The organism is Georgenia thermotolerans (genome assembly GCF_009193185.1).
Taxonomy (GTDB): Bacteria; Actinomycetota; Actinomycetes; order Actinomycetales; family Actinomycetaceae; genus Georgenia; species Georgenia thermotolerans.
Map to the genome: position 1 here is coordinate 1 of NZ_VUKF01000009.1, position 12,836 is coordinate 12,836.

Genomic DNA, 12,836 nt, shown 5'->3' on the forward strand with positions numbered 1-12,836 from the left:
ATCTACGCACCGCGCTCGAGGAGCTCGCCACCAAGGTCCGCCGCCACGAAGAAGAGCTCCGCAGACTCCGACGGACCTGACCAGCTACCTCCACCACCCCGGAGGGGCAGGGATTAGCCGGTTAACCCCAAACCAACGGGAAAGTCGAACGGTTTAACCGGATCCTGCTCCAGGAATGGGCCTACGCCCGCCCCTATACCTCAGAGGCCGAACGCGTGGCCGCTTACGAGCGCTTCCTGCATCACTACAATCACCACCGCGGCCACACCGCCCTGAAGGGCGCCTCACCCGCCGATCGCGTACCCAACCTGGCGGGGCAGTACACCTAGTCGTCGTCAGCCCGCAGGGCCAGGTGCTGTGGCAGTGGCCCCAACCGGGCGACCTCGAGCCGGGGCAGACCTTCACCATCCCCGACGACGTCTTCGTCACCCCCGACGGCAAGAGCCTGATCGCCACCCAGGAGGACGACTTCGTCATCACCGAGATCGACATCGCCACCCGCAAGATCGTCTGGCGGTACGGCACCCCGGGGGCGCACGGGTCGGGCCCCAACCAGCTGTGGAACCCCGACGACGCGATGAAGCTGCCCGACGGCTCCGTCGTGGCCGCCGACATCAAGAACTGCCGGCTGGTCGATCTCGTACCGTCGTCGCCCGGTCCGGTGTGGAGCCTGGGCACGCTCGGGTCGTGCGCGCACGAGCCGCCCGCGCGGTTCGGCAGCCCGAACGGGGTCTTCCCCCTGCCGAACGGCCACTTCCTCGTCACCGAGATCAACGGCGCCTGGGTCGACGAGATCGACCGGAGCGGGCACGTGTATTGGGCGGTGCACGTGCCGGGGACGACCTACCCCTCCGACGCCAGCGAGGTCAGGCCCGGCCAGTACGTCGCGGCCGACTACACGAACCCCGGGCAGGTGGTGGTCTTCGACCAGTCCGGCAGGGCGCTGTGGCGCTGGAACCCGACCAGCGGCGAGGGCCGGCTCAACCACCCGTCCCTGGCCGAGGGGCTGCCCAACGGCGACATCCTGCTCAACGACGACGCCAACCACCGCGTGATCGTGCTCGACCCGAGGCAGAACCGGATCGTGTGGCAGTACGGGCACACCGGAGTCGCCGGCCGCGCACCGGGTTACCTCAACACCCCCGACGGGCTCGACCCGGTGCCGCCGCACTCCTTCGCGACCGTCATGGGGCTGACCCGGCCGACGCCGGGCTCATGGTAGGGGCGCCGACGCCGAGCTCGACCGCCCGCTAGGGCAGGGCTGCCGCCAGGGCGTCGAGGATGACGCCGAGGCCGAACTCGAACTCGTCCCCGAAGTCGTACCCCGGCTGCATGGCGTGCGTCGTGGCCAGCTCGACGAGGTAGGGGTACGCGTCGGGGGAGAACTGCGCCGCGATCGCCTCGGTGACCTCCGGGGCGGTGTCCTTGTCGAACGGCAGTGCGGCCTCCTGGACGGCGAAGCCATAGACGTAGGCGTCCAGGAGGGCGTAGGCGTGCGCGGTCATCACCACCGAGAACCCGGCCCGGCGCAGGATGCCGAGCACCGCGTCGTGGTGACGCAGGTTCGCCGGACCCGGCACCGCCCGGGACTCCATGAGGGTGATGGCCCACGGGTGGCGCCGCAGCACGTTCCGCGCCGAGGTGGCGCGCCGGGTGAGCTCGGCGCGCCAGTCTCCGTCGATCCGAGGCAGCTCCATCTCCGCGAACACCATGTCCACAATGCCGTCGAGGATGGCGTCCTTGTTGGCCACGTGGTGGTAGAGCGACATGGGCTTGACGCCGAGCTCCTGCGCGAGGGAGCGCATGGTGAGCGCGGCAAGGCCTTTCTCGTCCGCGATGGCGAGGGCGCAGCCGAGGACGCGCTCGCGGGTGAGCGGCGTGCGGCCCGGCCCGTCGCCGGGCGGCTGCGTCCCTGACCGGTCCGCGCTCGCCCCGCCCCTGCTCGACCGGTTCACGGTTGCCCCACCCGCGCCAGACCGAGCCATGCCCGCTGCGTCCGCCATCTTCGCTGTCCCTCCGAGCGATCACCTCGGCCGCACCTCTAGACGGCCGTACTTTGTAAGGCTACTCTCCCGTACTAAGTAAGGTGCGGCACCGGGCCGCGCCGCCCGATGAAGGGCTCGTCATGGCATCAGCACGGCAGTCAGTGACCACGCGGACCTCGACGACCACGGGGACCTCGACCGATCCCGCCGGGCGGCAGGCCACCATGCGGGCGGCCGTTCGCGCGGAGTACGGCACGGCCGACGTCGTCCGGCTCGCCGAGGCCCCGCGTCCCGCCGTCGGCGACAAGGAGGTGCTCGTCGAGGTGCGCGCGGCCGGTCTCGACCGCGGCGTCGTCCACCTCATGACCGGGCTGCCCTACCTGGGCCGCCTCGCCTTCGGCGTCCGCCGGCCGCGCAACCCGGTGCTCGGCATGGACCTCGCCGGCACGGTCGTGGCCGTCGGCCCGAAGGTGACGCGGTTCACCGTCGGGGACGCGGTGTACGGCGCCGGGAAGGGCAGCTTCGCCGAGTACGCCGTCGCCAAGGAGAGTCAACTGGCTCGGAAGCCCGCCAAACTCACCTTCGCGCAGGCCGCCGCGGTGCCGGTCTCGGCGTGCACCGCCGTGCAGGGCCTCGACGCCGGGCGCCTCCAGGCGGGTCAGAGGGTCCTCGTCATCGGCGCGTCCGGCGGCGTGGGGAGCTACGCCGTCCAGCTGGCCAAGGCCGCCGGGGCGGAGGTCACCGGCGTGGCCGGCACCGCGAAGCTCGACCTCGTGCGCGCCCTCGGCGCCGACCACGTCCTCGACCACACCCGTGAGGACTTCGCTGACGGCCGCCACCACTGGGACCTCATCCTCGACATCGCCGGGAACCCTTCGATCGCCCGTCTGCGCCGGGCTCTCGCGCCGGCCGGGACCGCCGTCCTCACCGGCGGGGAGGAGGGCGGCAACCTCACCGGCGGCATGGGCCGGCAGCTGGCCGCGCTCGCCCTGTCACCGTTCGTGCGTCAGCGGCTGACGATGTTCCTCGGCCTCGTGCGTGCCGAGACCCTCGAGCGGCTCACCGCGCTCCTCGAGTCCGGCGCGGTGGTGCCCAGCGTGGACCGGACGTACCCGCTCGAGGAGGCGGCGGCGGCCATCCGCGCCCTCGAGGCCGGACGGGTGCGCGGCAAGGCGGTCATCGAGGTGCGAGCCGCAAGCTCGCGCTGACCGCGCCCAACGAACATCACATTCCAGACGAACCGGTCAGGCGTAAAGTTAGGGAGCCTAAGTAACAGTAGAGACCGGAAAGGCGTTTCGTGACCTCCCCCGTCGACGTGCAGCAGCAGATCGCACTACCGGACGGTGCCGCCGCCCCACCCAAGCCCGCTAAGGAGCCGGTCTTCACGCCGACCTTCGTCCTGGCGTGGCTGGTCAGCTTCATCCAGTACCTCGTCTTCTACATCCTCGTCACGACCATGGCGCTGTACGCGGTGAAGCAGTTCGCCGCCTCGGACGCCGCCAGCGGGTTCGCCTCCAGCGCCTTCGTCGTCGGTGCCACCGTGGCCCGCCTCGTCTCGGGGTATCTGGTGGACGTGCTCGGCCGGCGCAAGGTCATGCTCGTCGCGCTGGCCGTGGTGGTCGTGGCCTGCGCGTTCTACGTGCCCGCCGGTTCCCTGGCCTTGCTCATCGTGGTGCGGGCCGTGCACGGCGCCGCCTACGCCTTCGCCAGCACCGCCACCATGGCCATCGCCCAGGCCGCCATCCCGGCCTCGCGCCGGGCGGAGGGCACCGGCTACCTGGCGCTGGCCACCACGCTGGCCACCGCCGTCGGCCCGGCCCTGGGCCTGCTGCTCGTCGGCTCCGTCGGCTACGACGCCATGTTCTGGACCGTGCTCGCCACCGCCGTCGTCGGGCTGCTGCTCGGCCTGTTCCTGCGCAAGCCCCTGCACGAGCGCGAGGCCGAGGCCGCCGCCGCGCGGGCCGCCGAGGAGGCCGGCACGGCGCCGAAGACGCGGGCCAGCTTCTCCTTCGGCGACATCGCGCACCCGGCCGTCGTGCCGATCGGCTGCTTCATGCTGGTCATCGGCCTGTGCTACGCGGGCGTCATCACCTACCTCAACGCCTACTCCGAGCAGCGCGACGTCGTGGCCGGCGCGGGGCTGTTCTTCGTCGCCTACGCGATCGCGATGCTCCTCATGCGGTTCGTGCTCGGCACGCTGCAAGACCGCAAGGGCGACAACGTCGTGGTCTACCTCGGCCTGGTGTGCTTCGTGCTGGCCCTGGGCCTGCTGGCCGCGGCGCAGGCCGACTGGCACGTCGTCCTCGCCGGCGCCCTCACGGGCCTGGGGTACGGCACCCTCATGCCCGCCGCGCAGGCCATCGCCGTCAGCGCGGTGCCGCCGCACAAGCTCGGCACCGGCATCTCCACCCTGATGCTCCTGGCCGACGTCGGCATCGGCGTCGGGCCGATCTTCCTGGGCGTGCTGGTCTCCGCCACCGGCTACACCACCATGTATGCGCTGCTGGCCGTCCTGACAGTGCTGGCAGCCGGGCTGTACCACGCCGTCCACGGGCGCCGGGACGTGGCCAAGACCGGCCGGGCCGCCCGGGCCTGACGCGCCGGCGTCTGCTCGCCGACGTCGACCCGGGCCGTAGCGTCCGGCGCGACGTCGGCGTCATCGGCAGCGGTTGCCGAAGCCGGTGAGTGGACGGAGCCTTCCGGGATGACCACCGACGCGCCCACCGGGGCACCCTCGCGCCTGAAGCAGGGCATCACGCCCGCCCTGCTGTTCCTGTTCATCCTCGGTGACGTGCTCGGGGCGGGGGTGTACGCCCTGGTCGGCGAGCTCTCACAGAAGTCCGGCGGGATGATCTGGGCCCCGCTCGTCCTCGCCATGCTGATGGCGATGCTGACCGCCGCCAGCTACGCCGAGCTCGTCACGAAGTACCCCAAGGCCGGCGGCGCGGCCGTCTTCGCCCGGCGCGCCTTCAACCGGCCGATCATCTCGTTCCTCGTCGGCTTCTCGATGCTGGCCGCCGGGGTCACCAGCGCGGCCGGCCTGGCCATCGCCTTCGCCGGGGACTACCTGTCCACCTTCCTGGCCGTCCCGACGGCGCTGGCCGCCCCGGTGTTCCTCGTCCTGCTCGCCCTGCTCAACGCCCGGGGCATCAAGGAGTCGGTGCGCTCCAACGTCGTCATGACCCTCATCGAGGTCTCCGGCCTGGTGCTCGTGATCGTCCTGGTCGCCGTCGCGGTCGGGGGCGGGCAGGGCGAGGTCGGCCGCCTCACCGAGGTGCCGGACGGCGTCGGCGTCGGCGCGGCGGTGCTCGGCGGCGCCCTGCTTGCCTTCTACTCGTTCGTCGGCTTCGAGACCTCGGCCAACGTCGCCGAGGAGGTCCAGGACGTGCGCCGGGCCTACCCGCGGGCGCTGTTCGGCGCCCTCAGCGTCGCCGGGATCGTGTACGTGGCCATCGGCGTCGGCGCGGCGGTGATCATGCCGCCCGAGGAACTGTCCGGGTCCTCGAGCCCGCTGCTCGACGTCCTCGGCGCCACCGGCATCGGCGTGCCGCCGTGGGCTTTCAGCGCCATCGCGCTCGTCGCCGTCGCCAACGGGGCGCTGCTGACGATGATCATGTCCAGCCGGCTGGCATACGGCATGGCCGACGAGGGGCTGCTGCCGGAGCCGCTGACCCGGGTGCTGCCCGAGCGCCGCACGCCCTGGGTGGCCATCGCCGTGACCACCGTGGTGGCGCTCGCGCTCACGCTCGTCGGTGACCTGAGCGTGCTCGCCGAGACGGTCGTGCTCCTGCTGCTCGTCGTGTTCCTCAGCACCAACATCTCCGTGCTGGTGCTCCGTAAGGACCGGGTGGCCCACCAGCACTTCCGCACGCCCGTGGTGCTGCCGGTCCTCGCGATCGTCTCGTGCGTCGTGCTGCTCGCCCAGCAGTCGCTGCAGGTGTGGGCCTACGGCCTGCTCATGCTCGGGGTCGGCGTCGTCCTCCACCTTGTCACCCGGCGCACCAGCCACGCCCGGGCGGTCCGGGCGGACCAGGCCGAGGCGGTGGCGACACCGCAGTAGCTGCGGGGTGACCCGCCGCCGGTCACGCCGGGCGGAAGGAGTCGTGCGCCTGCCGGACGGAGTGCTTGATCATCACGTGCTGGGTGACCGTGTACTCCAGCACCGCCTCGTGGCTCATGTCCTTGCCGAAGCCGCTGCCCTTGACCCCGCCGTGCGGGGCCTCGGACGCGATGGGCAGGTGGTCGTTGACCCAGGTGACGCCGGCGTGGATCTGGGGCGCGACGCGCAGGGCGGTGGCCACGTCGGCGGTCCAGATCGAGGACGCCAGGCCGTAGGCGCTGTCGTTGGCCAACCCGACGGCCTCGTCCTCGGTCTCGAAGGTGCTGAGCACGAGCACCGGCCCGAACACCTCGTCCTGGACGATCTCGGCGTCCTGCGCCGCGCCGGTGAGCAGGGTTGGCGGGTAGTAGGCGCCCGGTCCCTCCGGCAGCACCCCGCCGGCCCGGAGGGTGGCGCCCGCCTCGACGGCCCGGGTGACGAACCCGTGGACGCGGTCGCGGTGCCCGGCCGAGACCAGTGGTCCGATGTCGGTGGCCTCGTCCCGCGGATGCCCCACCCGGACCCGGGCCATCTGCTCGACGAGGAGGCCGGTAAAGCGGTCGGCGACGGACGCGTGCACGTACGCCCGCGTGGCGGCGGTGCAGTCCTGGCCGCTGTTGTAGGTGGTGGCCATCGTCAGCGCCGTGGCGGCCGCCTCGAGGTCGGCGTCGGCGAAGACGATCGCCGGCGCCTTGCCGCCGAGCTCGAGGTGCACCCGCTTGGTGCTCGCCGCCGCCGACTCCATCACGGCGCGCCCGGCGCCGGGGGAGCCGGTGATGGACACCATCGCGACCCGGGGATCGTGCACCAGCGCCTGACCGACGTCGGCGCCGCCGGTCACGACGTTCAGCACGCCCGCGGGCAGCCCCGCCCGGGTCGCGAGCTCGGCGAGCCGGATGGCGGTGCGCGGGGTGCTCGGTGCCGGCTTGAGCACGACGGCGTTGCCGGCCGCCAGCGCCGGGCCGATCTTCCAGACCGCCATGACCAGCGGGAAGTTCCACGGGGCGATGCCGGCGACCACCCCGAGAGGGCGGCGCACGAGCATCGAGGTGTACCCGGCGCTGAAGCTGCCCGCCCCGGTGCCCTCCAGCGAGCGGGCGGAGCCGGCGAAGAAGCGGAGGTTGTCGGCCGCGAAGGGCAGCTCCCCGTCGCGGAAGACGGCCACGGGCTTGCCCGTCTCGGCCACCTCGAGATCGGTGAGCGTCTCGGCGTCGTCCTCCAGGAGGTCCGCCAGGCGCAGCAGCACCCGTGCCCGTTCCCCGGGGGTGCGGGCCGCCCAGCCGGGGAAGGCGGCGGCGGCCGCGTCGACGGCGGCGGCGACCTCCGCCGCGCTCGCCTGGCTGACGGTGTCGATGACGTCGCCGGTGGCGGGGTCGACGAGCAGGGCCGCCTCGCCGCGGCCGGGGCGGGTGACCCCGTCGACGTGAAGTCCGTGTGCCATGTTCTCTCCTAGCTGTTGAAGCCGACGCCGAAGCGGTCCATGACCCGCAGGAGGGGTCCGCGCCGTCCGGTGCGGTCCTCCCGGGCCAGCGCGGCGCGGGTGATCTGGACGGCGGGCCAGCGCAGCGGTTCCGGGGGGACGGGGACGGGGCGCTCGCGGACCAGCGCCAGGCGGGAGCGCTCGGTCTCGCGCCCGGCGAGCGCGTCGAGCGCGACGCGCGCGCCGAAGCGCGATGCGGCCACGCCCAGGCCCGTGTACCCCACGGCGTACGCCACCCGGCCCCCCAGGGCCGTGCCGAAGACGGGCGTGAACCGCGAGGTGGTGTCGATGAGCCCGCCCCACCGGTGGGTGAAGCGGACGTCGGCGAGCTGGGGGAACGTTTCGCGGAACTGACGGGCGAGCAGCGCGTGGGTGCTGTCCCGCTGCCCGCGGTGGGCGGCGGTGGCGCCACCGAAGTAGTAGACGGCGTCGTACCCGCCCCACAGGATCCGGTCGTCGGGCGTGCGCCGGTAGTAGTGGAACTCGTTGCCGGCGTCGGTCAGGCCCTGGTTCTGGTGCCAGCCGATCGCCTCGAGCTGGGCCGGCGTCAGCGGCTCGGTGGCGAGCACGTAGTCCCACACGGGGATGACGTAGGCGCGCAGGCGGCGCAGCAGCGGGTCGAAGGCGTTGGTCGCGATGATCGCCTGGCGGGCGCGGACCTCGCCGTGCTCGGTCCGGCACCGCACGCCCGCGCCGTCGCGCTCGAGCCGGGTCACCTCGGTGGACTCGTGCAGGCGGAGCCCCCGGGCGAGCGCGGCGTCCCGAAGCCCGGCGCACAGGGCGGCCGGGTCCACCAGGCCTCCGCCCGTCGTGCGCAGGCCGGCGAGGTAGGTGGGGGAGTGCACGTCGGCCTGGGCCTCGTCCCGGTCCAGCAGATACGACTCCTCGCCGTACCGCTCGTTCAGCGCGTGCGCGGCGCGCAGCGCCGCCACCTCGTGCGGGCGGGTCGCCATCATGGTCTTGCCGCACAGGCGGAAGTCCGCGTCGATTCCTTCCGCGCGCAGGAACTCACCGATCTCGCGCACGTTCTCCCGGCCCAGCCGCACCAGGTCGTGCTGCTCCGCGGGCCAGGTGGCCTCGCCGTGGGAGAGCCCGTGGCTGAGGGACTCCGAGACGAAGCCCCCGTTGCGGCCGGACGCCCCCGCGGCCACGTGCGCGGCCTCCAGCAGGACCACGTCCCGGCCCGGCGTCTCCTCGAGGGCGTGGATCGCGGCCCACAACCCCGTCAGGCCCCCGCCGATGATGACGAGGTCGGCGGTCGTGGCGCGGGTGAGCGGGTCGGAGACGGCTTCGACGTCCCGGTCCTCCCACCACACCGGGAGCGGACGTGCCTCGGCGAGGTCGCGGCTCACGCGAGCTCGTCCTGGACGACGACGGCGTCCGCGGCGTCCCACGCCACCCCGACGGCGGCCCCGCGCTCCGTGGTGGTGGCGCCCGGGACGCCGACGAGCAGGGGGGTGGGGAGGCCCGCGACGGCGACGGCGATGGTGGAGCCGCCGCCGTGGAACTGCACGTCACGGACGGTGCCGCGGAGGAGGCCGTGGTCCGGCTCCGTCAGACGGACCCACTCGGGCCGCAGGACGAGATGCGCGGGACCGGTGAGGTCCGGCGGGACGGTACCGGGGAGAGCGCCCAGGTCCTCGGCGGTGAAGGTGCCGGCACCGGCGGCCCCGGCCACCAGGGTGCTCGAGCCGATGAAGTCGGCGACGAACAGGTTGCGCGGGTTCCGGTACAGCTCGACGGGGTCGGCGACCTGCTGCAGGCGTCCGGCGGCCATGACCGCGATGCGGTCCGCCATCGACAGCGCCTCCTCCTGGTCGTGGGTGACGATGACGAATGTGATGCCCACCTCGTGCTGCAGCCGTTTGAGCTCGAGCTGCATCTCCCCGCGGACCTTGCGGTCCAGGGCCGAGAGCGGTTCGTCCAGCAGCAGCACCTTGGGACGCTTGACGATGGCCCGGGCCAGCGCCACGCGCTGACGCTGCCCGCCGGAGAGCTGGGCGGGCCGGCGCCCGCCCATGGCCGAGAGCCCGACGGTCTCGAGCACCTCGCCGACCCGCCGGTCGATCTCGGCGCGGGGCAGCTTCTCCCGCTCCAGGCCGTAGGCGACGTTCTTCGCGACGCTCATGTGGGGGAACAGGGCATAGGACTGGAACATCAGGTTCACCGGGCGGCGGTGCGGCGGCATGGCGAGGAGGTCCTCGCCGCCGAGCAGGATGCCGCCGGCGTCGGGCTGCTCGAACCCGGCGATCGAGCGCAGCAGCGTCGTCTTGCCGCAGCCGGAGGGGCCGAGGAGGGCGAAGAACTCGTTCTCGCCGATGGAGAGGGAGACGTCGTCCAGCGCCTTAACGTCGCCGTACGCGCGGCTGACCTCGGAGACCTGCAGCAGCGGGCGCACGGCGGTCCGGGTGGAGGTGCCGGAGTCGAGGACGATCATGGTGCGGGCTTCTCCGTTCTGCGCACGGCGCGCGCCGCGACGACGATCACGGTGACGGTGATGGCGATGAGCACCGTCGCGAGGGCGTTGATCTCGGGGGTGACCCCGGTGCGGACCATCGCGTAGATGGCGATCGGCAGCGTCTGGGTGGTCGGGCCGGCGGTGAAGTAGGCGATGACGAACTCGTCGAGCGAGAGGGTGAACACCAGCAGCGCACCGGCCACCACCGCCGGGGCGATCGACGGCAGCGTCACCCGCAGGAACGTGGTGGCGGCGTTGGCGCCGAGGTCGCGGGAGGCCTCCTCCAGCGAGGCGTCCGTACCGTTCAGCCGGGCGCGGACCACCGCGACGACGAAGGCGGTGCCGAACACGGAGTGGGCGATGAGCACGCTGAGCGTGCCGGTGGGGATGGACGCGAGCGTGAAGAACGACAGCAGCCCGATCGCCAGCACGAGGTCCGGCAGGATGCCCGGCGCCATGGACGCCGCCTCGAGCGCGGTGGAGCGCAGGTGCCGGGCCAGGCCCACCGCGAGCGTCGTGCCCAGCACGGTCGCCACGACGGTGGCGCCCACGGCGACGACGAGCGAGGTGCCCAGCGCCCCGATGAGGTCGCCGTTCCGGGCCAGCTCGCCGTACCAGCGGAAGCTGAAGCCGCCCCAGGTGAAGGCCGAGCGGGAGGCGTTGAACGACATCCCGATCAGCACGAGGATCGGCAGGTACAGGAAGAGCCCGCACGCCGCCAGCGCGAGCCAGAGCCTGCCCGGCCCGGTGGCCCTGTGGCTACGCACGGCGGCCACCGCCCTCGATGTGCCTCGCGATGCGCGACTGCACGAGGAACAGCACCACGAGCAGGACGATGAGGATCATCGCCAGCACCGCGCCGAACGGCCAGTCACGGGCCCGGAGGAACTGGTCGCGCACCAGGTTGCCGACCATGGAGACCTTGCCGCCGCCGAGAAGCTCGGGGATGACGAAGTTGCCCATGGACGGCACGAACACGAGGATCGCGCCGGTGAGGGTGGCCGGGAGCGTGAGCGGGAACGTCACGCTCCAGAACGTCCGGGCCCGGGTGGCGCCGAGGTTGGCAGAGGCCTCGAGCAGCTCCGGGTCCACCTTCTGGATGGCCGCGTACAACGGCAGGATCATCAGCGGCAGGTAGGCGTAGACCATGCCCACCACCACCGCGCCGGTGGTGTACAGGAGCTCGACCGGGGCGTCGACCAGGCCGAGCGCCACCAGGGCGTCGTTGACCAGGCCCTGGCTGTTGAGTAGCACGATCCACGCGTAGGTCCGGATGAGGAAGTTCGTCCAGAACGGCACCACGACCAGCACGAGCGCCACGGTGCGCCACCGGGACGGCAGCTTGGTGATGGCGTAGGCGGTCGGGTAGCCGATGAGGAAGGCGACCAGGGTGGCGAGCCCGGCGACCAGGAGGGAGTCGGCGAGGACCCGCAGGTAGATCGGCTCCAGCGCCCGTGAGAAGTTGCCGAGCGTGAAGGACCACTCGACGCCGGAGAAGCGGCCGCGCGTGGCGAACATGTACGCGCCGACGAGCAGCACGGGCACCGCCACGAAGACCGTCAGGTACAGCAGGCCCGGCGCGAGCAGGAGGGTCGGCTCGAGCCGGGCGCCGCGCCGGCGGCGCCCGGGCCGAACGGGCGGGGTGGGCATCAGGAGGCCGTGACCTCGGTGATGGTCCGCGTGTAGAGGGACATGGCCTCGCCGATGTCGGTCAGCGCCTCGCCCTGGAGCATCTCGTCCCGCCGGGCGCCGAGGACGTCGTACTGCTCGAGGAGGTCGGCCGGAAGCAGGTCGAGGGCGGCCTGGTTGGGGACGTTGTACAGGATGTTCTCCGCGGCCCACGCGTGGTTCTCGGGCTTCAGCACCGTGTCGATGAACGCGTACGCGGCCTCCTTGTTCTTGGAGGACTTCAGGATCGCCATGGCGTCGACGAACAGGTCCGAGCCCTCCTTCGGGACGGCGAACTTGATGCTCGCGTTCTCGGCGGTGCCGTAGTTGCACCAGCCGTCCCACGCCTCGACCATGACGGCCTCGCCGCTGATGAGCCGCTCGTAGAAGGTGTTGTCGTCGTAGGCGAGGAGGCTCGGCTTCGCCTGCAGCATGAGCTCCTTCACCTCGGCCATCTCGGCCTCGTCCGTGGTGTTGGCGGAGAACCCGAGGGCCTTCTGCGCGGGCAGCACCGCCCAGCGGTCGGTGCCCATCATGGTGACCTTGCCCTTGTACTCGTCGGCGGGCGTCAGCAGGTCGTACCAGCTGTCGGGCGTCTTGGCGACGAGGTCCTCGCGGTAGCAGATCCCCGTGGTGCCCCAGGTGTACGGCGCCCAGTACGTCTGGCCGTCGACCACCGCGCTGTCGGTGGCCAGGCTGTCGAGCTCGCCCCAGTTCTCGAGCAGGGCGGGGTCGATGGGCTCGAGCAGGCCCTCCTTGGCAAAGGCCTCCAGGAAGGGGGCGGTGCCGAAGATGACGTCCAGGCCGTCGCCGCCGCCGGCCGTGACCTTGGCGACGAGGTCCTCGTTGGTGGCGTGGTGGGTGACCTTGACGGTGGCGCCCGTCTCCGTCTTGACGATGTCGGCGATGTCTTCGGGCATGTACGACTCCCAGTTGGACACGACGATGGTCTGCTTGCTGAGGTCGGCGTCCGGGTCGAGGGCGGTGGGCTCGTCGGCGGAGCCGCCGCCGCAGGCGGCGAGCAGGACTGCGGTGCTGGTGCCGAGGGCCGCGACGGCGGTGCTGCGCCGGGAGGGGAACTTCGTCACGGGGTTCTCCACATCATCGGGGGAGGGCTCGGCGCCGGTGCCGGGCCCTTGGGCGCAA

Annotated in this window: 11 protein-coding genes and 1 pseudogene; 5 read left to right on the forward strand and 7 right to left on the reverse strand. The window is 72.3% G+C overall.

Features of this window, described 5'->3' with window-relative positions:
- Positions 1-125: 125 nt before the first annotated feature.
- Together GD970_RS05760 and GD970_RS05765 are read left to right on the forward strand one after the other, a co-directional pair.
- A pseudogene (locus GD970_RS05760) lies at positions 126-329 on the forward strand (integrase core domain-containing protein); the annotation flags it as partial.
- A 23-nt stretch (positions 330-352) separates the two neighbouring features.
- A complete protein-coding gene (locus GD970_RS05765) occupies positions 353-1,222 on the forward strand; it encodes an outer membrane protein assembly factor BamB family protein (RefSeq protein ID WP_152201854.1) in 870 nt (289 codons plus the stop codon).
- Positions 1,223-1,250: 28 nt separating this feature from the next.
- On the opposite strand, the gene GD970_RS05770 is transcribed toward GD970_RS05765, so the two are convergent.
- Complete coding sequence (locus GD970_RS05770; protein ID WP_226925182.1) at positions 1,251-1,955, reverse strand: TetR/AcrR family transcriptional regulator; 705 nt, start codon at positions 1,953-1,955, stop codon at positions 1,251-1,253.
- 254 nt (positions 1,956-2,209) lie between these two features.
- On the opposite strand from GD970_RS05770, the gene GD970_RS05775 reads away from it, so the two are divergent.
- The 3 genes from GD970_RS05775 (at position 2,210) to GD970_RS05785 (ending at position 6,045) form a co-directional block, all read left to right on the forward strand.
- Positions 2,210-3,193, forward strand: coding sequence for an NAD(P)-dependent alcohol dehydrogenase (locus GD970_RS05775; protein ID WP_152202023.1), 984 nt, complete (start codon positions 2,210-2,212; stop codon positions 3,191-3,193).
- A gap of 119 nt (positions 3,194-3,312) precedes the next feature.
- Positions 3,313-4,581, forward strand: coding sequence for an MFS transporter (locus GD970_RS05780; protein WP_152202024.1), 1,269 nt, complete (start codon positions 3,313-3,315; stop codon positions 4,579-4,581).
- A 108-nt stretch (positions 4,582-4,689) separates the two neighbouring features.
- Positions 4,690-6,045, forward strand: a complete 1,356-nt coding sequence (locus tag GD970_RS05785; protein WP_152201858.1) for an APC family permease — start codon at positions 4,690-4,692, stop codon at positions 6,043-6,045.
- 22 nt (positions 6,046-6,067) lie between these two features.
- Here the strand turns inward: GD970_RS05785 and GD970_RS05790 are convergent, their stop codons facing one another.
- The 6 genes from GD970_RS05790 to GD970_RS05815 are packed head-to-tail and all read right to left on the reverse strand — an operon-like array spanning position 6,068 to position 12,778.
- Entirely contained in the window at positions 6,068-7,525 is a 1,458-nt protein-coding gene (locus GD970_RS05790; RefSeq protein ID WP_152201861.1) for an aminobutyraldehyde dehydrogenase, read from the reverse strand.
- A gap of 8 nt (positions 7,526-7,533) precedes the next feature.
- A complete protein-coding gene (locus tag GD970_RS05795; RefSeq protein WP_226925185.1) occupies positions 7,534-8,916 on the reverse strand; it encodes an NAD(P)/FAD-dependent oxidoreductase in 1,383 nt (460 codons plus the stop codon).
- On the reverse strand, positions 8,913-10,001 hold the full coding sequence (locus GD970_RS05800) for an ABC transporter ATP-binding protein (protein WP_152201866.1): 1,089 nt from the start codon (positions 9,999-10,001) through the stop codon (positions 8,913-8,915). Before GD970_RS05800 ends, GD970_RS05795 begins: the two co-directional genes overlap by 4 nt.
- Positions 9,998-10,789: an ABC transporter permease gene (locus GD970_RS05805; protein WP_211489633.1), complete on the reverse strand. Its 792-nt coding sequence runs from the start codon at positions 10,787-10,789 to the stop codon at positions 9,998-10,000. The genes GD970_RS05800 and GD970_RS05805 overlap by 4 nt, the downstream gene beginning before the upstream one ends.
- Positions 10,782-11,672 carry an ABC transporter permease gene (locus tag GD970_RS05810; protein ID WP_152201868.1) on the reverse strand — a complete coding sequence of 297 codons (891 nt, stop codon included), beginning with the start codon at positions 11,670-11,672 and terminating at the stop codon, positions 10,782-10,784. Before GD970_RS05810 ends, GD970_RS05805 begins: the two co-directional genes overlap by 8 nt.
- Positions 11,672-12,778: a polyamine ABC transporter substrate-binding protein gene (locus GD970_RS05815; RefSeq protein WP_211489634.1), complete on the reverse strand. Its 1,107-nt coding sequence runs from the start codon at positions 12,776-12,778 to the stop codon at positions 11,672-11,674. The genes GD970_RS05810 and GD970_RS05815 overlap by 1 nt, the downstream gene beginning before the upstream one ends.
- Positions 12,779-12,836 lie beyond the last annotated feature (58 nt).

Bases quoted from the DNA above. Each gene is read 5' to 3' on its own strand.
- GD970_RS05775 (WP_152202023.1), top strand. From the start codon at position 2,210: ATGCGGGCGGCCGTTCGCGCGGAGTACGGCACGGCCGACGTCGTCCGG.
- GD970_RS05785 (WP_152201858.1), top strand. From the start codon at position 4,690: ATGACCACCGACGCGCCCACCGGGGCACCCTCGCGCCTGAAGCAGGGC.
- GD970_RS05790 (WP_152201861.1), bottom strand. From the start codon at position 7,525: ATGGCACACGGACTTCACGTCGACGGGGTCACCCGCCCCGGCCGCGGC.
- GD970_RS05800 (WP_152201866.1), bottom strand. From the start codon at position 10,001: ATGATCGTCCTCGACTCCGGCACCTCCACCCGGACCGCCGTGCGCCCG.
- GD970_RS05810 (WP_152201868.1), bottom strand. From the start codon at position 11,672: ATGCCCACCCCGCCCGTTCGGCCCGGGCGCCGCCGGCGCGGCGCCCGG.